Below are 20978 nucleotides of genomic sequence, written 5' to 3'. Positions count from 1 at the left end.
TTGATGATATAGCTGAAAATAAAAGGCCGTCTGAGTTTCAGACGGCCTCTAAGTTTAAAAGAGCTGCCAAACGAAGAAAATCATCGTATGCAGGGCAAACAGCGGTACCAATACAATCACCGACCATGCCATATAGCCGAAGAAGGAAGGCATCGGTACGCCGCGTTGTTCGGCAATGGCTTTTACCATGAAGTTCGGCGCATTACCGATATAAGTGAGCGCACCCATAAATACGGAACCCATGGATACTGCCAGCAGCGAATGGAACAGATGGCCTGTCATCAAGGCTTGGGCATCGCCACCGGCCATATTGAAGAACACCAAATAAGTCGGCGCGTTATCCAAGAATGCCGACAAAATGCCGCTCATCCAGAAATACATCACATTAATCGGATTGCCTGCCGAGTCGTGAACCAGAGAAACAACGGAAGCCAATGCACCTGTTTCGCCGGCTTTCAAAATTGCCAAGACGGGGGAAATGGTAATGAAAATACCCAAAAACAGTTTGCCCACTTCGGCAATCGGCTCGAAGTTGAACTCATTGCCTGCGCGTACCTGTTTGGGCGTGATAATCCAAGATACGGCGGTCAAAGCCAGCAAAATGCCATCGCGCATCAGGTTTTGCAAAGCGTAATGGCTGCCCAAGATTTCAAAGCCCGGATGATTTGGTTTCCACAAACCGGACAGCAAAACCGCACCGACTACGCCGGCCAGTAACAGGAAATTCCATTTGCCGTAAATTTTGATTTTTTCTTCTTTATCGGAAGGAGCGGGAGCAAGGTGCTCGCTTTGTTCACGGTTGAAGTGTCGGCTGTCAATGATGTAGAAAACGGCCAGCAAAATCACAGAACTAATCAATACAGGTATCAGCATGTGTTTGACCGTCCACATGAAATCTACGCCTTTCAGGAATCCTAAGAACAGCGGAGGATCGCCTAAAGGAGTCAGCCCGCCGCCGATATTTGCTACCAAGAAAATGAAGAAAATCACGATGTGAACGCGGTAGTGGCGTTTATGGTTGGCTTTCAAAAGCGGACGAATCATCAACATCGCCGCGCCTGTTGTCCCCATGATGGAAGACAAAGCCGTGCCGACTGCCAACAGGGTTGTATTCAATTTAGGCGAGCCGTGCAAATCGCCGCTGACAAAAATACCGCCTGAAATGGTATAGAGCGCTAAAAGCAGCAGGATAAAGGGGATATATTCTTCAACCAACGCATGGGCAACGGTATGTACGCCGGCTCCGAAACCAAAGGTTACGATGAATGGAGTTAAAAACAGCAGCGTCCAAAACGCCGTAATTTTGCCGAAGTGGTGGTGCCAAGTATGGGAGAAAAACAGAGGTCCGAGTGCAATGGACAAGAGAATCAGTGCAAACGGCAGACCCCAAAGCAGGCTTGCGGATGAGCCGTCAAAATCGGATGCCGAGGCAGGAAAGGCGGCAAGAAGCAGTAAAAATGAGAGAGAGCGCATAGTATTTCCTTTTTATTCTGTTGCACCGTTAGAAACTTCGTTGAGAAAGCACGGCGGTGAAATATTCAGGCCGTCTGAAAATATCCAGACGAACTGCGCGGTTGTGTCAGGGGAAAGTATAACGCAAAGCAAGTGTTAAGGGACGGTTTAGAGTGTTGGAATCAAAAGAAATGTTGATGCAAATAAAGGAATCAAAATAAATAGAATAGTTGAAGGTAATAAAAAAATTTTTTAAAACAGGGGTTTGAAATCTCAGAAATAATACTATCGAAAAAATACTTTGAATTAATTTTAGCTAAAATTTACATTTAATTGAATAAATGGAGGCCGTCTGAAAAATGAGGTTTGAATAGAGTGTTTTGGTTCTTACTGATTGTTTTAATGGATAAATTAGGTGTGAAAACAAAAAAAACAGGTGAGTGAAAATGTCCACCTGCTTTACTTTATGCCTCCGGCCGTAACCACATCCACACAGCCACGCAGCTACAGAAGATTGATGAAACGGCACCAATCCACCAGCGTTCCGGAAACCGCCAAAACATCAACAGGCAGGAAAAGGTCATCATGCCGATAGCGAAGAACTTTGCCTTGCGCGGCACGGCGCCGTTGTTTTCCCAGTTTTGTATGATGGGGCCGAAATGGCGGTGATGATAGAGCCAATTGTGAAAGCGCGGCGAAGCTTTTGCCCAGCAGGCTGCGGTCAATAAAATGAAAGGCGTAGTCGGCAGTAATGGCAGGAAAATGCCGATAATGCCCAAGACGAGCGACAATGCGCCGCAAAAAATCAACAGATGACGAATCATCTTTCCATCACCAATTATTTGTTTTCAGACGGCTTGTGATGCGGAAATGGACAACGCGGAATGTCTAACTTATCCCAACCTTCATGCCCCATTTTTTCCAGCAGCGCGATATTGCGGTCAAAAATTGCCGAGGCATCGGGAAATGCTTCAGCCGCTTTGGCAATACTGTCTTCACGAATCAGATGCAAGGTCGGGTAGGGCGAGCGGTTGGTGTAGTTGCTGATGTCGTCGGCTTCTGTGCCTTCAAATTGAAAATCGGGATGGAACGGCGCAATTTGGACAATGCCTTCCAATTCGTTTTCAACAACGGCATCATCGGCAATTTCCAGCATTTGGTTGAAGGTTTCAAAATCAGGGAATAGCGTCGGATGAACCAGTAAAGTGGTTTCCAATTCCGAAGCGGGCGTATTGCCCAGAAGCTGCAATTCACGATCCAAGTCCTCAAGGAAACCGTCCAAATGACGGGCTTCGCTGACAACGATGCGAACCAGGTTTTTAACGTGTGGCGCTTTGGCAAACGGGCAAAGATTCAGCCCGATAACGGCTTTTTCCAGCCATTGTTTGGTATGTTCTGAAACAGTATTGGTATCGAGATGGGCGGTGTCAGTCATGGTAAAAGCTTATGTGAATTATTCTTAAAAAGTATACAAGTGCATGGTAGTGAACGCAAACCATAGAAATTTAAAAGGCCGTCTGAACAACAGACGGCCTTCATCAGTTTCAAATCATTAATCCTGAACCAAATGAACCAAAGGCAGAGCGGTCGTGTTTTTAATTTCTTTCAACACAAAACTCGATTGCGCATCTTGCACGCCGTGGTGCGAAAGCAGTGTGTCCAAAACAAAATGGGAAAACGCGTTCATATCGGTAAAAAAGGCATGGAGCAGGTAGTCGGTTTCACCCGTTAACGCAAAGCAGCTCAATACTTCCGGCCAAGCGCGGACAGATTCGGAAAAATCCTCGCGCGCATCTTTTGCCTTGCTAATCGATACACGGATAAAAGCCTGCAAACCCAAGCCCAAAGAGACCGGGGAAAGCTGGGCGGCGTATTTTTGAATAATGCCCGCATCTTCAAGCTGCTTGAGACGGCGCAGGCAGGGAGAAGGGGAGAGCGCCACCTTTTCAGAAAGCTCAACATTGCTCAACCTCCCGTTTTCCTGCAAAACCTGCAGAATCTTTAAATCCGTTTTATCTAAATTCAGATGAGGCATGATGTTTCTCCCAATGTAGGCAATGTATGTTTTAAAAATGAAAAATGCTTAAAAATAAAGACTTGTATGGTTAAATTATATATTGAGTTCAGATGGGCGACAAATTGTCTTATCAGGAGTGTTGCGAATTTGTTTTATGTAGTGGTGAAAAGACGAGGGCCGTCTGAACCAATCAAGTTAAAACTTTTCTGTCGGATCAGGATTAAATATAAAGAGGCCGTCTGAAAATGGATTTCAGACGGCATTTATTCTCGTAATGTGATGATTCAGGCTCTTAATGACCTTGTTTTGGAGAGTTTGGTTTCTTTTGCTTTTGTTCGTTTTCCGCGTTTGTATTTGGCTTTGTTTGGGGTGTTTTCTTCGCAATGTATTTTTGTGTTTTTTGTAGGGTATGAGCTTGGTTGTTATCCGTTTGAATTGTCACGGCACATGGCGGGGATCATCATCGGATCCAGTGTTCCGCCGCATTGCCAGTTAAGCAACCAAGTCGAGTCATTGTTAATTCGATAAGGGGTCAGGGTCAGGACTTTGCCTTTGTTTTGCCCTTTATCGAAAGGAATACTGATTTTGCCTGTATCTGCTTCTACAGTTACGCCACCGTTTTGGATGTATGTGCCGCCGATGCGTTGAGCGGTAACGCCGATTGCGCCTTGTTTGCTGACATCCTCTGCATTGGGCAGGCGGTTATTTACCGCTGAGGCAATGCTGATTTCGGTTTTCAGGTCGTCGGCAAGGTATAGTGCTTCGGAGGCTTGCGCCCTGCCGATATAGTTTTGGTAGGTAGGCACGGCAACAACAACCAGAATACCGAGGATGGCGATAACTATCATCAGCTCAATCAGGGTAAAACCTTTTTGGGCTTGAAATGGGGTATTCATTTGAGCGTATCGTTTTCAAGTTTTTTATTTTTATAAAGCAAATCCCATAATAATCTTATGGGATTTGCTTTTATCTGAAAAATGCTGCTTATGTGAATATTATGGATTACTTCTTAGTAGCAGTTCGGCAGTTAGCAGGCAAATGTTTGTCTTCACCAGCATCTTTAGTACACGTCCACTCGATTGGTGCTTCAATATTAGCTTTTGCATCGGCATCTTTACTAACTTTTGCTTGGCTAGGAGTCAGAGTAAATGCAGGATTTACTGCTGCTCCAGTATCTTTAGTTACAACTTTAATTATGCCCTTATTTTGAACGGCAATGCTTTCAACGTATTTAGTTGCTGCGAATTTATAACCATTGTTCTCAGCGGTAACCGCATCCAGTCCACCAAGTGCAGCAGCAGTTTCAACTACAGCCAATTTTGCGGGAGCCGCGAGGCCCAAGCCTTCAGATACTTTGGCGCGGATGGTGTAGTCTTGGTACGCAGGCAGAGCGATTACGGCCAGAATGCCCAAGATGGCGATGACGATCATCAATTCGATCAGGGTAAAACCTTTTTGGATTGCTTTCATTGATTAAAACTCCAGTTTGAAAGTGTGAATAATTATGTTTAAGTAAAAAGTCCGTAATGTGCTTGGCACTTTGTATTATGAGTAAACCATAAAGTAAGAAGGAATATACAGCTTCCGTCGGGCTTGCTGCTTTGAGGCTTGGGCCTTATCGGACGTGTTGTTTCAAGCAGTCGGTGTGCCAAGTGCGCAAAACTGATTAAAAATTTTATTTTTTATTTTTTGTTTTTTGTTTTTATTGAGTTTATTTTTTAATTTTTAAGTTTTATGAGGTTTTGTTTGAAAGTTTCAGGATTTTAAGGAAATTAGGGGGTTGACGTTTTTTGTCAGTTTTGTGTTTTTTGTGACAGGAAAGGGAGACAAGTTTGGGTGTGTGACGTTTTTTGTCAGAAATTAAGCTTGTTTAATAATATGTTAATTGATTTAGATGGGCGGTATCTTTATGGATTAATCGGTGAGTTTAATATTTTTTTATTTTATTTTTTTGTTTTTTATAGGTTTTATTTTGTATGCGTATTTTGTTTGAATATGGATGAGGAGAAGATTGGGAAGGAAGGATTTTTAAAGAGGGTTTGGTGTAATAGGTGAATGAAAATTTGTTATTGGAATTATATTCATATGGGTTATGATTTTAGAATGTAGTTTTATGTCAGAAGGAAGTTTTGGTTTCGAATTTTAAGGCTTTGGATTTCTTGAGTGTTTTAGAAGGATATATTCAGGATGTTTATAATTTGGATGTGATTAGGGTGAGCAAAAATTGCTCACCCTATGTTTTTAAGATGTTCAGACGGCCTTTATGGGGTCAAGACTTCGATCAATGCTTGTTTTAGGGTGTTTTGGGTTTGCGGGTCTTGCAGGGATGGGCTGTAGGTGATGAAGCTGTCCTCAATGCGCTGATCTAAGGTGGTGATTTTGGCGTAGCGCAGGCTGATGTTGTGAGCGAAGAAGGTCTCGGCGATGTCGGCGAGGAGATGGGGGCGGTTGACGGCGGTGATGTCTATGGTGTGCCAGCCGGGATAATCTTCTTCGGGGGTGATGATTACGGTAGGCGGAATGGGAATGTGGCGGATGCGGCGGCTGATGTGTGGGCGGCCGCTTTGTTTTTGGACGGTGGTATTGCCGTGGATGAAGCTGTTGAGCTCGGCTTCGAGTGCGCTTTGGCGGTCGGGATATTCTTCGGGCGGGAGATTGTCGGGAAGTTGCAGGATAAAGGTGTCGAGGATGTAGTCGTGCTCGGTAATGAAGGCGCGGGCGGCTTGGATGTCGAATCGATGGCTGCTGAAGATGCGGCAGAGGCGTGCGAAGAGGCGGTCGCCATTGGGCATGAATACCATGACTTGAAGGCTGTTGCTTTGGGGAAGGATGCGGCTGCGGACGGCCGGGCTTTGGGTGTCGTAGGCAAGGTTTGCGGTGTGCCAGAGGATTTCCCGAGTCTGATGGCGGACGTAGTATGCACTGCCGAGGATGCGGCGGAGTTTTTGTTGGTTTTTGAGGGGAACGGCCGCGCGTGTGAGCTGATCGGTCGAGGCTTGTTCGCGTCTATTGGGGAGGCGTTCGGGATCGTGGTTTTTGCTGTTTAAAACGGCGGCGGTGCTGTGGTAGAGAGTTTGGAGCAGACTGGCGCGCCATGTGTTCCAAAGTTTGGGGTTGGTGCCGCGGATGTCGGCAATGGTAAGCAGGTAGAGTGCGTCGAGGTATTCGCGTGTGGGAATACGGCGGCAGAAGGCTTGGAGGACGTGCGGGTCTTGGATGTCTTCTTTTTGGGCAACGGTGGACATGAGCAGGTGGTTTTCAACCAGCCATGCGAGGAGATGGCTTTCTTCTTCGGTGTAGTAGTGGTTGGCGGCGAATTGTTGTGCGTCTTTGATGCCTTCTTTTGCGTGATCGCCGCCACGGCCTTTGGCGATGTCGTGCAGCAGGGCGGCGGTGTAGAGGATATGTGGTCGTGGGTAGGCCTGCATGATGGCGCTGGCCTCGGGCATTTCGTGGCTGTGGGTTTCGATGGCGAGACGGCGCATATTGCGGACAACGGTCAGGATGTGGTCGTCTACGGGGTAAATATGGAAGAGGTCGTGTTGGAGCAGGCCGGTGATTTTTTCCCATGCGGGGAGATAGCGGCCGAGTACGCCGTAGAGGTTGAGAAAACGTAGGGTTTGGGTAAGGCCGGTGCCGTGTTTGAAGAATTGGATAAAGCGGCGGCGGTTTTCTGGATTTTGGGTGAAACGGGTGTTGATTTTTCGTGTGGCCGCCCACCATGCGCGCAGGGTTTGCGGCTCGATGGTGGTGATGTTTTGCTCCTGCATGGTTTGGATGATGGTGAAGATGTGTTCGGGATTTCGCTCGAACAGGGCAAGATCGTTGGCGGCGATTTGGTGGCCGATGCGTTTGTAGCGGCTGTCGATGGGGTGGATATGTTGGGGACGGCTGGAGGTTTGATGGTTTTTGAGAACCGGAATGAGGATGCCGTTGAGTTGTTTGATAGCTTTGGTGGCGCGGTAGAAGGTGTGCATCAGGGCTTCGCTTCGGCCGCGGATGTCGGGTTGGGTGTAGCCTAAGCTTTCGGCAACTTGGGACTGGTAGTCGAAAAGCAGCCTGTCTTCGGGGCGGTCGGCGGTAAGGTGGAGGTGAATGCGGATGTTGGCGAGGCGGCGGTAGCCATGAGCCAGCATGCCGGCTTCGGTGCGTGTGAGGACGCCGGCGGTAACGAGGGCAGTGGGGTTGCTGTCTATGCCTTGTGCTTTGGCTGTCCAGATAAGGGTGTGGATGTCGCGCAGGCCGCCGGGGCAGGTTTTGATGTTGGGTTCGAGTTGTGCGCCTGTGCCTTGGGATTTGGTGTGGCGTTGCTCCATTTCGAGGAGTTTGGCTTCGATAAAGGCGGCTGTGTCGCGGCGTGTGTTGAGTTTGTTTAGAAGTTGTACGGTAAGGTCGGCATTGCCTTGTAGGTGGCGTGCCTCAAGAAAGGCGGTTTCGCCGGTAATGTCGTTTTGGGTGCTTTGGAGGATTTCTTCTATGCTGCCGCTTTTGATGGCCGGATTGAGGCGTGCGTCCCAAAGGGTTTGGATAAATTGGGTGGTTTGTTGTTGCAGGTCGTCTGAAAAAGGAGTGGAGGAAATAATCGCTAAGTCCCAGTCAGAATGGGGGTAGAGTTCACAACGTCCGAAGCCGCCGATGGCAATCAGACTGATGTCATTGCTGTTGGGGAAGTGGATTTGCCAGAGGGTTTGCAGCAGGGTTTCGGCAGCGGCGATATGGTCGCGGAAGTAAGCGGTAGGGCGGTTGTTTTGGCGGTAGGCAGTTTCTGCTGCGGCTTTTTGTTGCTGGTAGGTTTGGATGGCTTGTTGGGCGGCGGTCATGATGGTATCTGGTTGTGAATTAGGCTTGGGTATCGGCAGGCTCGGTCATTTGGCGGAGCATTTCTTGCGGCGGAAGGAGGAGTTTGTAAGGGGCGATTTTGAGTGCGGATGCGATTTTTTCGATGTTGGAAAGGGCTATGTTCCAGCGTTTGCGCTCGACGGCGGAGACGTAGGTGCGGTCCAGTCCGCATTGGCGTGCCAGTTCTTCTTGCGACCAGCCGTGATTAATGCGGTAGAGGCGCATGTTGTAGGCGATAACGGCTCGGAGGTCTTGCGGATCGGGCAGGCTTGGAGGGGGAGTGAGTTTGTTGACCATGGTATTTTGGGTTTGTGGTTTGAACGATAAGGGGATTTTATACTATTTTTGTGAGGGGAAAGGAAAGGCCGTCTGAAAGTTTTCAGACGGCCTTAAAGGGGGTAGGTATAAAAAAAGGGGGTGGCTTTCGGCCACACCCAAACACACACACATCAAGAGGAAAGAAAAATCATTTAATAAGAGAGCTGGCTCTTATAGAGGAAAACTGGAGGATTCGGGCTTGGCCCTGAAGCATTGAAAGGCATTATAAATGAAAATAGGGTCAGGGTATTGATACAGGTCAATTCGGGCTTAATTTAGAAAATATATTTTTAGGATAGTGGAAATAAATTAAAAATAAGGTTTGATTGTGAATAAAAGTCATTAGGCCGTCTGAAAAATGGGTTTCAGACGGCCTGATTGGTTTGAAGGCTACTACTTATATATAAATAAAGTATTAAGCCAAACCTTTATCTTTGGCTTCTTGTAGGCGGGTCTCAAAGTTGCTGAGGTTGACGCCAGCCTGTTCGGCTGCGGCAACTACTTCGGCTACGGATGCGCCGTGTTGCACTTGATGATAACCCCAAAGCAGGGAGCAACGTGTGCCGGTACGGCAGAAGGCAAGAATAGGAGCCGGAGATTTTTGCAACAGATTTTGGAAGGCTGCGACATCGGCTGCGTTGATTTGAGGCGCGACGACGGGCTGGTGGGAAAATTGGTTGATGCCGGCCTCTTTAAACCAGTTTTGCACTTCGGCAAAAGCCGGTTGGTTTTCTTCTTCGCCGTCCGGGCGGTTGCAGATGACGGTTTGGATGCCGAGACGTACGGCTTCTTGGACATCGGCTTCGGTCAGTTGGGGGGCGATATAGAGGGTGTCGGTCAGTTTACGGATGGGCATAGTTTTTCCTTTCTTTATGTTAAATGGGTATGTTGATTTCAGACGGCCTGTGAATTAGCAGGCCGTCTGAAGTTTTATTTAATGATTGTACAACCAGTTTTCGAGTTTTTGGCGATCGGTAATGTGCAGCAGGGCAGTATTGGCTTCTGCCGCTTGAACTGTAATACTAGTCTCGCGCAACAGGCCTTGGCGGAAGAAATGGATGGTAGTGCGTGTCCCGATAGGCAGTTTGCTCCATTGCGCTGCAAGGTCGTTGCAGGCATAGCCGCCTAGGGCGATGATTTTGTCTTGCGGGCAGAGTCCGGCATTTTCTACACTGCCGCCATTAAATACATGAGTCAGGACGGCATGGTCGCCGTTTTGTTTGAAACGTGCGCCCAAATCGTTGGCGGGGACAACCGATTGAGGTTCGCTGGCAAATGCTCCGCCATGTTGGCGAGGTAGTGGAATAAAGTCGAGTTTGACACCTACGCTTTGCAGGCATTCTGCGAGCGGAAGGTCTTCGGTGCTGTATAAGGCCGTCTGAAAGAAGGTTTCTAAATCTAAACCGGTCATTTCTTGGCAACGGGATTGCCAGTGTTTTTCGGGTATGCCTTGATGGGTGTTGCACCAGTCGCGATAGTGTTGCTGCATCACGCTGTCGAGGGTGTATTTGCCTTGGCTTTTTTCACGGATGATGAGGTCGAGGCAAAGTGCGGCCAGTGCGCCTTTTTGATAATAGCTGACGATGGCGTTGGGGCTGTTTTCGTCTTGTTTGTAGAACTTGTCCCATGCGCTGAAACTGGATTGGGCAAGTGTTTGTTTCAGACGGCCTTGTGTCTGCTGGACGCGTGTGATGCTTTGTGCAAGCAGGGTAAGGTAGGCTTCGGGGCTGATGGTTTTGCTTCGGGCTAGAAAGAGGTCGTCGTAGTAGGAGGTAATGCCTTCAAATGCCCAAAGTTGCTCGGTGTAGTTTTCTTGGTCGAGGTTATAAGGTGCGAATACGGCCGGTTTGATGGATTTGACGTTCCATGCGTGGAAGTATTCGTGGGAGAAAAGGCCGAGCAATTCGGTATAGGCTTTGTCGGCCTCGTTCATATTATAGGGTGGCAGAGTATGGCGGTCGGCGAGCAGGGCGGTGCTGCTGATGTGTTCCAGCCCGCCGTAGAGGTTGTCGCCCAGATGTAGTAAGAAAAGGTATTTGGTAAACGGGGCAGGGGAGGGGAACATCGCCAACTCGGTTTCGCAGATTTTTTGAATATCGGCGAGGAAGCGGGCGCGGTCAAAATCGGGATAGATGCCGCTTAATGCAATACGGTGGGGAATGCCTTGTGCTTCAAATTCGAGAAATTCGATGATGCCTGTTTCAACCGGGTGGTCGATAAGCTCGGCGTATGAGGCCGTCTGAAAAGTGGTCGCCGAGGTTTGGGGCAGGGTGGTGGCTATCTGCCATGTGTGCGGCAGGGTGGAAAATTCGATTTGATGTGGCCGGTGTTCTTGTCCGTGGACTTTTAAGAATAGACACGCGCCGTCGAAAAAGCCGCGCTCGGTGCTGAGGAACGAGCCGCGAACGGATAAGTCGAATGCGTAAACAGTGTAGTAAATTTCCCACGCTCCACTGAGGGCAGGGGTTTGCCAATGGTTTTTGCTGGTTTGTGTCAGCGGCTGGGCTTTGCCGTTGCAGCGCGCGCTGATGTGCGTGATATGGCGGGCAAAGTCACGGATGAGGTAGCTGCCGGGAACCCAGTTGGGTAAGCTGATTTCTGTTTCTGAATCATTGGTTTGAGTGAATGATAAGGTGATGTGCCATTCATGAGACAGAAAGTTGGGAGTAATTTTGTAATTAATCATGGCTATTGGTTAATTTGCTAAAGTTTATTAAGAATAAGGGGTTTTAAGGGGTGGGCTTAATCTATATCAATAAAACTGTATGAAAAAGGGGGCTTGAAAAAATACCATGTCCGATTTAATGCGTATGTTTTAATAATTTATTGATTATAAAAGAAATGAATTTATGTCTTGCTAAATATTTTATGCAATGTGGAATGTAATTTTGCTTGGCATGTTGTGGTGTCTATGTTAAATTTAGAAAAATTTGAGCCTTGGCCGTATTGCGCTTTTCGTAAATGCAGGGGTTGGGGTGAGATAAAAATTTTTTATACCCATAATTTATGGAGACTTCCATGGACACACAAACTTATAACTACAAAGTGGTGCGCCAGTTCGCCATCATGACTGTAGTTTGGGGTATTGTGGGCATGTTGGTCGGCGTTATCGTCGCTGCCCAGCTTTTTGCTCCGGCCCTCGATTTATCCAATATCGGACCTTGGTTCCACTTCGGCCGCCTGCGTCCTCTGCACACCAATGCGGTTATTTTTGCATTCGGCGGTTGCGGTTTGATCGGTACATCATACTACGTTGTTCAACGTACATGTAATACCCGTCTGTTTGGCGGTTGGCTGCCTGCATTTACCTTCTGGGGTTGGCAGGCCGTTATCGTGGCTGCTGCCATCAGCTTGCCTATGGGTTACACCCAAGGTAAAGAATACGCCGAGTTGGAATGGCCTATCGACATTTTGATTACGCTGGTGTGGGTTGCCTACGCCATCGTATTCTTCGGTACGATTGCCAAACGTAAAATCAAACATATTTACGTTGCCAACTGGTTCTACGGCGGCTTTATTTTGGCCGTTGCTCTGTTGCACATCGTCAATAATATCAGCATCCCTGCCGGTTTGATGAAATCTTATCCGGTTTACGCAGGTGCGATTGATGCGATGGTTCAATGGTGGTACGGCCACAATGCGGTGGGCTTTTTCCTGACAGCAGGCTTCTTGGGTATGATGTACTATTTCGTACCTAAACAAGCGGGCCGTCCGATTTACTCTTACCGCTTGTCCGTCGTCCACTTCTGGGCTTTGATTTTCACTTATATGTGGGCTGGTTCACACCACTTGCACTACACTGCATTGCCTGACTGGACTCAATCTTTGGGTATGGTATTGTCTTTGATCCTGTTTGCGCCTTCTTGGGGCGGTATGATCAACGGTATCATGACTCTGTCTGGCGCATGGGATAAACTGCGTACCGACCCGATTTTGAAATTCTTGATCGTTTCTCTGTCTTTCTACGGTATGTCTACCTTCGAAGGCCCGATGATGTCTATCAAAACCGTTAATGCTCTGAGCCACTACACCGACTGGACTGTTGCACACGTTCACGCCGGCGCATTGGGCTGGGTGGGCTTTGTAACCATCGGTTCCGTTTACTATATGATTCCCCGCTTGTTCGGCAAAAATGAAATGTACAGCACCAAATTGGTTGAGGCGCATTTCTGGATCGCGACCATCGGCGTGGTTCTGTATATCGCTGCAATGTGGATTGCCGGCGTAATGCAAGGTCTGATGTGGGGTTCTTTGAATGACGACGGCACGCTGACTTATTCCTTCGTTGAATCCGTAAAACGTACCATGCCTTACTACATGATTCGTTTTACCGGCGGTCTTCTGTACCTGAGCGGTATGTGCATCATGGCATATAACGTTTACCGTACTGCTATCAGTGGTAAAGCAGTTGATGCTGAGATTCCTGCGGTTTCTCAAACTCAACACCACTAATGACAAGAAAGATAGGCTACCAAAATGAAATTACAACAATTAGCTGAAGAAAAAGTCGGTGTACTGATTGTATTCACCCTGCTTGTAGTCAGCGTCGGCCTTCTGATTGAGGCTGTTCCGCTGTTCTTCACCAAGGCAGTTACCGAACCTGCACCCGGCGTGAAACCATATAACGCCCTGCAAGTGGCCGGTCGCGATATTTATGTGCGCGAAGGCTGCTACAACTGCCATTCTCAAATGATTCGTCCATTCCGTGCAGAAACTGAACGTTACGGTCATTACTCTGTTGCCGGTGAGTCTGTTTATGACCATCCGTTCCAATGGGGTTCTAAACGTACCGGTCCGGATTTGGCTCGTGTTGGCGGCCGTTATTCCGATGAATGGCACCGCATCCACCTGCTGAACCCGCGCGACGTTGTGCCGGAGTCCAATATGCCTGCATTCCCATGGCTCGCACGCAATAAAGTCGATGCCGAGGCAACTGTGGCGCATATGAAAGCCCTGCGTAAAGTGGGTACACCTTACAGCGATGAAGAAATTGCCAAAGCACCTGAAATGCTGGCTAACAAATCAGAGCTGGACGCTGTTATCGCCTATCTGCAAGGCTTGGGCTTGGCATTGAAAAACGTAAGGTAACATCATGGACGCTAACTGGGCTCGCTCGCTCTTTACTGTTTGGGTATTTATCAGCTTTATTTTAGTTCTCTATATTGTGTTCAATAGACGCAATAAGAAAAACTATGACGATGCTGCCAGCAGTATTTTCGATAATGACGAACAAAGGCCGTCTGAAAAGGACGATCAAGCTCAGTCAGTCCGTGATCACGGAGCAAAATAATGAACACAACATCCCAATTTACCAGTAGTTTCTGGAGTATATATATTGCCGTTATCGTCGTGCTCAGCTTCATCGGCCTGGCTTGGCTTCTGCTTTCGCAAAACGTTGTGAAGCGCCCTAAAAAAGGCGAAGAAGTAAAAACCACAGGTCATGAGTGGGACGGCATTTCGGAGTACAACAACCCTCTGCCACATTGGTGGTTTTGGCTTTATGTCTGCACATGGCTGTTTGGCGTCGGCTACCTGATTATGTATCCAGGTATCGGCGATTACAAAGGCCTGTGGGGCTGGAGCAGCCATGGTCAATATGAAGAAGAAGTTGCCAAAGCCAATCAGCAATACGGTAAAGTGTATGCTAAATTTTCCAATATGCCGATTGAGAAAGTGGCTAAAGACCCTGAAGCCCGTGCTATTGCACAAAACCTTTTCAATACCTACTGTATCCAATGTCACGGTTCAGATGCCAAGGGCTCTAAAGGCTTCCCAAATCTGACTGACGATGACTGGTTGTGGGGTGGCGAACCTGAAAAAATTCAGGAAACCATTGAAAAAGGCCGTACTGCCGCCATGCCTGCATGGGGTCCTGCTTTGGGTGAGGAAGGTGTGAAAAACGTAACACAATATGTTATGTCTCTTTCTAAACCTAAAGGTCAATACGACGAAGAACGTGCAGAACGCGGTAAAGCCCTGTTTAGCGGCCCACCTGCCAACTGTTTCACTTGTCACGGCGACAAAGGTCAAGGTATTCAAGGCCTTGGTCCGAACCTGACTGACGATGTATGGTTGTGGGGCGGTACTCAAAAAGCTATTACCGAAACCATTACCAACGGCCGCAGCAGCCAAATGCCTGCTTGGGGTCACTTCCTCGACAAAGACAAGCTGCACATCATGACCGCTTATGTTTGGGGTTTGTCCAACAAAGGCGGTAAAAAAGCTCCTGCTAAAAAAGCCGATCCTGCTCCGGCAGCTCAACCTACCGATGCTTCTGCTCCGGCAGCCGCTTCGGCTCCTGCTGCCGATAAAGCTGCTTCAGATGCTAAAGCTGCTCCGGCTACTGAAGCCAAACCTGCTGAAAAAGCAGAAGCGGCTCCGGTTAAGGTAGACGGCAAAGCTGTTTTTGAAGCCAACTGTAAAACATGTCATGGCGGTATGATTCCGGGCGCACCTGTTGTCGGTAAAAAAGACGACTGGGCTCCTCGAATTAAGCAAGGTAAAGATACTTTGCACAAACACGCGCTTGAAGGTTTTAATTCAATGCCTGCCAAAGGCGGCAACAGCAGCTTGAGTGACGATGAAGTGAAAGCGGCTGTAGACTTTATGGCAAATGAGTCCGGTGCAAAATTCTAATTTTGAGTCGGATTGAAAAAAGCGTACCTAATAAGGTACGCTTTTTTATATTTGATAAAACCAATAAGAGAAGACATATCAAAGAGATGAAATATATAAGGCCGTCTGAAACATTCAGACGGCCTTTGTTCTTGGTTCAACCAAAATTAATCAATCCAAAGTGGACGTACTGCGTTTCAGGAACCATTCGCTGAAAGGCCACTCGACGCTGTCGAGTAAGTTTTTGGTAATTAACCCCAGTTCCGTATCGCCTTCGATTTGCAATTTACGGTTGAAAAATAAGGTATCGGGATCTTCCTCGCGCATCATCATGCGCATGAAGTCTATACCGTTAGCGGCTAGTCTCAGATCGGGAGCACTGCTGAAGTTGTCGTCCAGGAATTTTTCCGTATCGGCACTAAACCGCACTTTGATACCGGCATCCAAAACTTCGATTTCGAATTTTTTTCCGGCAAAAAGTTCCATATCGGCAGGCAGTAAACCTTTTTTCAGCATGGTATTCAATACGGAGACCAAAACAAAGCGCGGAGGTTTGCCGGGAAGTTTGGTACCGATTTTCGCCATCCATTTGGGTAATATGATTTCAGGCAGCGCCATAATATGCCTCCTTCACGGTTTCAATACCGGGCTGACCGCGCCAATAGCCGTCAACCAGTGTTCCGGTAGTCAATCGTTCCAACTCGGTGCGAACATCTTCCCATGTGGCTTTTCTGTCCAATACATCACGGTGAATTTGGATAATTTCAGCCATGCCGTGCATTTGTGGCGACAGTCTGAGCATATTCACGCCGATTTTATTTAAGTCTTCATGGTGGGGCAGTAGGTTTTGGCAACCGTAAGACATGGTTTGGATGCCGTTGATGGTGAGAAACGGCTGGCCTTCTCGCGTATTCATGGCCATACCGTGCTCGTGGTCGAGGCAGCGGAACTCGCAACTGTCTTTATTCAGATTGTAATGGCGGGCGGTAAAGCAACGTGATGAATAGGCGAGCGGCATTTTACCCCAAGCGAAGAGTTCGGTTTCAATGCCGTCTGAAGCCTTGATGATTTCGGCAACCTTATCGCGGCTCAGCTCGGACGGTGCAATCCAGCGGAATGCCCCTAATTTTCGGAATACGTCCAAAGTGGTTTCGTTGTAGATATTCAGGCTTGCACCGGCAACAAACGGGATGCCATGTTCGCGTGCCAATTTGACCGCACCCATGTCGTTGGCTTCAACTTTAAACTTTCCCTGCTCCGTGATTTTGCGCAGGCGTTTCAGATCGGATTCGCTTTCGAGCAGGACTTGTGAGGAAAGAATAATCTCCTTACCGCTTTCTGCCAGGTCCTCAGCCAGTCCGAACCAGTCGGCAAAGCGCATTTTCTGACGGCGTGAGCAGACTACCTCACCCAAATAGACCGTATCCAACGGCGTATCCAGCATGGAAACGTAAAATTCCAGCAGGGCTTCTTTTTGCCAGAAAAATAAAATAGGGCCCAGCGACAATTTCAATGAATTCATTTTTTTCCCCTTATTTCCATGGGCGGTTGTATGCGCCCAAAGTTGTCTGATGACCTTCCGAAACTTTGCTCAAGGCATTGTTCCAGGACGGATTGACTTTGAAATGCGACGGGTCGGCTGCGGCTGCATCCAGTGCTTGGCGCAGGGATTTGGTTACTTGAGCCGTATACATCGGACTGCGTTGGCGTCCCTCGATTTTGATGGCGGACACACCGATTTTGATGAGTTCGGGCAACATTTCCAAAACATTCAGACTGGTCGGCTCTTCCAAAGCATAGTAAGTTTCATCATTGACTTCAAAGCGGCCTTTGCACAAGGTTGGATAACCTGCCGGTTCATTGGGTTTGTATTGGTCTATCAATACCTGGTTTAGACGTACGTTCATGCGGTCGGGCAGTTGTTCCCAGCGGACAGATTTTGCCGGAGAGCAGACACCTTGCATATTGGGCGATTCGCCTGTTGCATAGCTTGACAAGATGCAACGGCCTTCCACCATTACACACAAACTGCCGAAGCCAAAGACTTCAATTTCCACATCAGTATTGTCAATCACATGTTTGACCTGATCGATGGTCAGTACGCGTGGCAAAACGGCACGACGGATGCCGAACAGCTCTTTCATCATATTGATAGCTTCGTAATTGGTGGCCGAACCTTGTACCGACATATGCAGGCGTAAATTCGGATGTTTGTCTGCCGCATACGCCATGATGGCGGGGTCGGCAACAATAATCGCATCGGCACCCAATTCTGCCGCCGTATCCACAGCGGCGTGCCAACGCTCCACTTGGCCGGCTTGTGCAAATGTATTGATGGCCATCAGTACATTGCGTCCGCGCGCATGGGCGTAAGCTACGCCTTCCCGCGCCGATTTCATATCGAAATTCAGTCCCGGAAAGTTTCGTGCATTGGTCGCATCTTTCAAACCCATGTAAACCGTGTCCGCACCGTTGTCCACAGCGGTTTTCAGTGCAGGCAGGTTGCCGGCGGGGCAGACCAATTCTGGAATTTTCTGCATTTTGTGTTCCTCGTCTTGATGATAACCTCTATCGGGTTAATCAATATTTTGTAGAATTCCGGATATTTTATGGATTAATGACACAAGATATGCTGATTTAAATCAAATTGAAAAATTCAGGTTGACGTAGGCATATTGTTTACAAAATCTTAACAGACGTTGTTTTTTATATATTTCATGTGCTTAAAAATTTTGATGACGGATTTTGTTTCAAAATCGGCTTATGTTTTTAACTATCGCATTTATTAATTTTTACAATAATAGCGATAGAAAAATGAAAAAAAGGCCGTCTGAAAATCTGGTTTCAGACGGCCTTTTGCTTTAAAGGGATGTATTTAAGAGAAAACCAAACGTTTATCGGGTCGGGTAAACACAAAAATAAACAACGAGGTTAACGCGCCCAAAGTATCGGCAAGCATGTCTTTTTGCGCGTCCCAAATATCGCCTTGAGAACCCAAGAACTCCAGTCCGGCCTCTCCGCCGTCGATAACGGCATATTGCCATTCGATGATTTCATAGGCGGCAGCCACGCTCATGATAAAGAACAGGGAGAAAAACAAGGCCAGCGGCAGATTACACAGCTTGCGGCGCAGCAGCCATTCGGCCATCGGATAGGCATAAAAGCCGATGATGTAATGGGCAATGCGATCGTAATGATTGCGGTTTTCGCCCAAAATCGGTTCGACAAAGCGGTTGATGGATTCAAACGGTACATCGGCAAAAGTATAGTATGCGCCGATGGAATGCATGATCAGCCAGAAGCTCATGAATAAGTAGGCCAAGTTGCTGAAGCGGAAAATGCGGTAAGTGGCAACCAGAAGGAAAAATACGGAGGCTACGGGGATGATTTCGGCGTACCAAACCGCGCGGTCATGGGGATTGATACCTGACCAAACAATGAGAGCGAAGATAATCGTAGCAAGAAAAATGGGAAAAATTGGAGAGGGTCTATTCATATTGTGTGTATGTAATAACAAGAGTTGCGTATTGTATAACGAATCGGCGGATTGGCGGTTTCGGATATTAAAGGCCGTCTGAAAAATAGTTTTCAGACGGTCTGAAGTTTAGCCGTTCCAGAAATAACGGGTGATGTGGAAAAACACAGGTGCGGCAAAGCAAATCGAATCCACGCGGTCAAGCATGCCGCCGTGGCCGCGTATCATATTGCCCCAGTCTTTGACACCGTAATCGCGTTTGATGGCAGACATAACCAGGCCGCCAAAGAAACCCATCAGGCAGACGATAAAGCCGATAACAGCTGCTTGACCGTGGGAGAACGGCGTAATCGGCGCCATCAACGCGGCAATGGCAGTGGCCGACAAAATACCTCCGACAGTGCCGGAAATGGTTTTTGACGGCGAAAGCGAAGGCATGATTTTTGCACCGCCAATCAGTTTGCCCCAAACGTATTGCAATACATCCGATACTTGAACCACGCCAATCAGAAAAATCAGCAACAGGATATTGTTGCCGTTGTCAAAGCCGTCCAAGTCGAGAAACATCAGCGCCGGAACATGGGACAGGCAGAAGATGCAAATCATCGCCATCCATTGTGTTTTGGCGGCGCGTTCCAAAAAGTGTGCGGTTTGGCCGCTGAGGCTGGCAATAATCGGCAGTATCAAAAAGCCGTAAACCGGAATAAAAATGCTGAACATGCCGTACCAGCCGTCATAGACGAAATAGTATTGCACCGGCAGCAGCAGGTAAAAGCAGACCACCATGCTGTAATAGTCGCTGCGGCGGCGATAGACGAGGGTCATGAATTCGCGCAGTGCGGCAAATGAAATCAGGAAAAACAGTACAACCGTTCCGATTTTGCCGAACCAAAACGCGCCCAGCAACACCAGCGTCATCAGCCACCATGCGTAAATGCGGGCGTTGAGGTTGGCGATGGTGGCATTATCTGCACCGTTTTTGCGCTTGAGCCATTGTCCGATGATGCTGGCAAAACACAATACGGCAAATACGCCGACAAAAATATAGCCGGCTTGCGGAGTCAGATGAGTGGCGGCTTGTTCGACAATGATTTGTTGGGAAGTCGTAGAAAGGCTCATGCTTGTCCTCCTTTGTTTTGATGAACTTCAGATTCATTTTGACGAAGATCGCTGCGGTCGTTTTCAGACGGCCTGAGTGCCAGTAATGCCTCACGGCTGCGTGTCAAAAAGCTGTCTTTGTCTTCGTTTTCCTGCAAGGTAAGCGGTTGTCCGATATGGACTTCACACAAAAGCGGGATAGGCAGGATTTTGCCTTTGGGCAGTACGCGGCTGATGTTGTCGATCCAAATCGGCACAAATTCGGTATTGGGTTTGCTTTTCGCCAGATGATAAATGCCGGACTTAAACGGCAGCAGGATGGTGTTGTCGTCAGTGTTACGCGTGCCTTCAGGGAAAATAATCAAAGAGTCGCCTGCGTTCAGCGCGTCTTTCATCTGTTCGGTAATCGCCTGCGGATTATCGCTATGGCGCGGAATCAGCAAGGCATTGAAAACGTTTTGAATGATGAAGCGTTTGAGTTTGCTCGTCAGCCAATAATCCGAACCGGCGACAGGGCGCGTGGACAAGCGCCAGCGGCGGGGCAGGGAAATCCACACCAGCACAAAATCGCCATGGCTGCCGTGATTGGCGTAATAGACTTTTTGGTGCTGATTGAATGTCAGCTCGCGCGGACTTTTGGGGCGTACGCCCGTAAGAAAAGAGACCGACAGACACAAGGCTTGGTCAGTAAGCCAGGCAAGTTGTTTTTTGAGGAAGTTTTTCATTGTTTCTGCCTTTTGGGGTGAGATACCGCTAAGGATTCGATTTGAGTAAATCAGCAAAATAATCAAATGCTTTGGATAAGCAAAATTAAAAATTGGGCGGCGGTCAGGTATAAGCTTTTGCGCCATAAGGAAAGTGCGCCGTTTATCCGTTGGGTCAAAGTACGGCTGCCTGAAATTTGGCGTAAACCGTTTTGCTGTAAGGTGTGGTCGAAGTCTTCAGGAGAGTAGCGGTTGTCGGCAAAGTCTTGGAACACGCGGCGGTCGAAGTGAATACGGATATGGCAGTACAGCAAAACCGCTGCCAAGACAAGTTGTACCGCAAACCATGCGCCGCCATATTTTACCGATAAGGCGAGCAGCAAGACATTGCAGGCGGCAACATAATGTGCGGTAGAGAGCAGGTGGGCAGTAATACGGCTATCAGTTGCGTTGTCCATCA

General features: G+C 48.0%; 21 protein-coding genes. 4 read left to right on the top strand and 17 right to left on the bottom strand.

The features are described from left to right. Positions 1 to 54: 54 nt before the first annotated feature. The 10 genes from O3661_RS03295 to O3661_RS03250 form a co-directional block, all read right to left on the bottom strand. Positions 55 to 1473, bottom strand: coding sequence for a sodium:proton antiporter (locus O3661_RS03295; RefSeq protein WP_371492283.1), 1419 nt, complete (start codon positions 1471 to 1473; stop codon positions 55 to 57). Positions 1474 to 1916: 443 nt separating this feature from the next. Beyond that, positions 1917 to 2276 carry a YbaN family protein gene (locus tag O3661_RS03290; RefSeq protein ID WP_371492282.1) on the bottom strand — a complete coding sequence of 120 codons (360 nt, stop codon included), beginning with the start codon at positions 2274 to 2276 and terminating at the stop codon, positions 1917 to 1919. A gap of 14 nt (positions 2277 to 2290) precedes the next feature. Next, entirely contained in the window at positions 2291 to 2887 is a 597-nt protein-coding gene (locus O3661_RS03285; RefSeq protein WP_049329016.1) for a DUF1415 domain-containing protein, read from the bottom strand. A 117-nt stretch (positions 2888 to 3004) separates the two neighbouring features. Continuing rightward, the gene (locus O3661_RS03280; RefSeq protein WP_003684427.1) at positions 3005 to 3487 is read right to left on the bottom strand and encodes an Lrp/AsnC family transcriptional regulator; all 483 of its coding nucleotides are present in this window, start codon (positions 3485 to 3487) and stop codon (positions 3005 to 3007) included. A gap of 404 nt (positions 3488 to 3891) precedes the next feature. Further along, on the bottom strand, positions 3892 to 4365 hold the full coding sequence (locus tag O3661_RS03275; RefSeq protein WP_371492281.1) for a pilin: 474 nt from the start codon (positions 4363 to 4365) through the stop codon (positions 3892 to 3894). A 106-nt stretch (positions 4366 to 4471) separates the two neighbouring features. Further along, on the bottom strand, positions 4472 to 4939 hold the full coding sequence (locus O3661_RS03270; RefSeq protein WP_371492280.1) for a pilin: 468 nt from the start codon (positions 4937 to 4939) through the stop codon (positions 4472 to 4474). 791 nt (positions 4940 to 5730) lie between these two features. After that, positions 5731 to 8289 carry a [protein-PII] uridylyltransferase gene (glnD, locus tag O3661_RS03265; RefSeq protein ID WP_371492279.1) on the bottom strand — a complete coding sequence of 853 codons (2559 nt, stop codon included), beginning with the start codon at positions 8287 to 8289 and terminating at the stop codon, positions 5731 to 5733. 19 nt (positions 8290 to 8308) lie between these two features. Next, a complete protein-coding gene (locus tag O3661_RS03260) occupies positions 8309 to 8605 on the bottom strand; it encodes a helix-turn-helix domain-containing protein (RefSeq protein WP_371492278.1) in 297 nt (98 codons plus the stop codon). Positions 8606 to 9041: 436 nt separating this feature from the next. Then, positions 9042 to 9482 carry a TIGR01244 family sulfur transferase gene (locus tag O3661_RS03255; protein WP_371492277.1) on the bottom strand — a complete coding sequence of 147 codons (441 nt, stop codon included), beginning with the start codon at positions 9480 to 9482 and terminating at the stop codon, positions 9042 to 9044. Positions 9483 to 9560: 78 nt separating this feature from the next. Next, positions 9561 to 11312 carry a M61 family metallopeptidase gene (locus tag O3661_RS03250; RefSeq protein WP_371492276.1) on the bottom strand — a complete coding sequence of 584 codons (1752 nt, stop codon included), beginning with the start codon at positions 11310 to 11312 and terminating at the stop codon, positions 9561 to 9563. A gap of 332 nt (positions 11313 to 11644) precedes the next feature. Between O3661_RS03250 and ccoN the strand changes: the two genes are divergently transcribed. Genes ccoN through ccoP form a run of 4 tightly spaced genes read left to right on the top strand, consistent with a single transcriptional unit; the run spans position 11645 to position 15262 of the window. Beyond that, a complete protein-coding gene (gene ccoN / locus O3661_RS03245) occupies positions 11645 to 13078 on the top strand; it encodes a cytochrome-c oxidase, cbb3-type subunit I (RefSeq protein ID WP_003748780.1) in 1434 nt (477 codons plus the stop codon). Positions 13079 to 13102: 24 nt separating this feature from the next. Beyond that, positions 13103 to 13714, top strand: coding sequence for a cytochrome-c oxidase, cbb3-type subunit II (gene ccoO / locus O3661_RS03240; RefSeq protein ID WP_003748778.1), 612 nt, complete (start codon positions 13103 to 13105; stop codon positions 13712 to 13714). Positions 13715 to 13718: 4 nt separating this feature from the next. Further along, complete coding sequence (locus tag O3661_RS03235; protein WP_003748776.1) at positions 13719 to 13916, top strand: CcoQ/FixQ family Cbb3-type cytochrome c oxidase assembly chaperone; 198 nt, start codon at positions 13719 to 13721, stop codon at positions 13914 to 13916. Next, positions 13916 to 15262, top strand: coding sequence for a cytochrome-c oxidase, cbb3-type subunit III (gene ccoP, locus O3661_RS03230; protein WP_371492275.1), 1347 nt, complete (start codon positions 13916 to 13918; stop codon positions 15260 to 15262). The genes O3661_RS03235 and ccoP overlap by 1 nt, the downstream gene beginning before the upstream one ends. A gap of 150 nt (positions 15263 to 15412) precedes the next feature. Here ccoP and O3661_RS03225 read toward each other — a convergent pair whose 3' ends face one another. The 7 genes from O3661_RS03225 to O3661_RS03195 form a co-directional block, all read right to left on the bottom strand. Beyond that, positions 15413 to 15859 carry an SCP2 domain-containing protein gene (locus O3661_RS03225; RefSeq protein WP_371492274.1) on the bottom strand — a complete coding sequence of 149 codons (447 nt, stop codon included), beginning with the start codon at positions 15857 to 15859 and terminating at the stop codon, positions 15413 to 15415. Then, positions 15846 to 16763: a U32 family peptidase gene (locus O3661_RS03220; protein WP_371492273.1), complete on the bottom strand. Its 918-nt coding sequence runs from the start codon at positions 16761 to 16763 to the stop codon at positions 15846 to 15848. Before O3661_RS03220 ends, O3661_RS03225 begins: the two co-directional genes overlap by 14 nt. A gap of 10 nt (positions 16764 to 16773) precedes the next feature. Next, a complete protein-coding gene (locus O3661_RS03215) occupies positions 16774 to 17781 on the bottom strand; it encodes a peptidase U32 family protein (RefSeq protein WP_314592442.1) in 1008 nt (335 codons plus the stop codon). A 335-nt stretch (positions 17782 to 18116) separates the two neighbouring features. Then, positions 18117 to 18737 (bottom strand): DUF2238 domain-containing protein, encoded by a 621-nt coding sequence (locus O3661_RS03210; RefSeq protein ID WP_371492272.1) that lies wholly within the window; start codon positions 18735 to 18737, stop codon positions 18117 to 18119. 108 nt (positions 18738 to 18845) lie between these two features. Further along, positions 18846 to 19835: a phosphatidate cytidylyltransferase gene (locus O3661_RS03205; RefSeq protein WP_371492271.1), complete on the bottom strand. Its 990-nt coding sequence runs from the start codon at positions 19833 to 19835 to the stop codon at positions 18846 to 18848. Continuing rightward, the gene (locus O3661_RS03200) at positions 19832 to 20539 is read right to left on the bottom strand and encodes a lysophospholipid acyltransferase family protein (protein ID WP_371492270.1); all 708 of its coding nucleotides are present in this window, start codon (positions 20537 to 20539) and stop codon (positions 19832 to 19834) included. The genes O3661_RS03205 and O3661_RS03200 overlap by 4 nt, the downstream gene beginning before the upstream one ends. 62 nt (positions 20540 to 20601) lie before the next feature. Further along, positions 20602 to 20976: a hypothetical protein gene (locus tag O3661_RS03195; protein WP_371492269.1), complete on the bottom strand. Its 375-nt coding sequence runs from the start codon at positions 20974 to 20976 to the stop codon at positions 20602 to 20604. Between the last annotated feature and the right edge of the window lie 2 nt (positions 20977 to 20978).

Origin of the sequence: Neisseria sp. 20925_1_37, from assembly GCF_041433255.1 — a bacterium.
GTDB lineage: Bacteria > Pseudomonadota > Gammaproteobacteria > Burkholderiales > Neisseriaceae > Neisseria > Neisseria flavescens_D.
The sequence above is the reverse complement of the archived record's forward strand: the minus strand, read 5'-3'. Positions and strand labels throughout refer to the sequence as shown.